Origin of the sequence: Bacillus sp. V3B (assembly GCF_024494465.1) — a bacterium.
Classification (GTDB): Bacteria; Bacillota; Bacilli; order Bacillales; family Cytobacillaceae; genus Bacillus_BD.
The window spans coordinates 1-474 of the sequence record NZ_JAETXM010000091.1 but is presented as its reverse complement, the minus strand read 5'-3'; the positions used below and the strand labels follow the sequence as shown (position 1 = coordinate 474).

1 protein-coding gene is annotated in these 474 nt (G+C 34.8%); it reads left to right on the top strand.

Annotated elements, in window-relative coordinates; translation table 11 throughout:
- Nucleotides 1-55 precede the first annotated feature (55 nt).
- The coding region (locus JMM81_RS22730) for a transposase (protein ID WP_256243828.1) at nucleotides 56-474 on the top strand (419 nt) is incomplete at its 3' end.

The following is a 474-nucleotide window of genomic DNA, read 5'->3' as shown; positions in this document are numbered from 1 at the left end:
TGAACTGCACCCCAAAAGTTAGAGTAAAAATCTAACTTTTGGGGTGTTTTATTTTATGGCTAAATATAGTGAAAAATTTAAATTTATGGTAGTAAGAGAATATCAAGAAGGACAACTTGGATTTAAGCTGTTGGCTAAAAAACATGGAATTAAGTCACATAAGCAGATTATTAATTGGGTGAAAAATTACGAGAGGTTCGGACCTGAGGGGTTAATGAGGAAAAAACAGAATAAAACTTATTCTGTTCAATTCAAGCTGGATGTATTAAGCTTTATGAAAAGAACAGGATCTTCAGTAAACGAAACAGCCCTGGAATTTGGGCTAACAAATCCTCCTATGATAACGGTATGGAAGAAAGCTTTTTTGGAGGATGGTGCTGAGTCCCTGGATAGACCGAAAGGACGGCCACCCATGTCTGATAAATCTAAGAATAAAAAAAGTAAAAAAACCATAGATGATAACGAAATAACCTA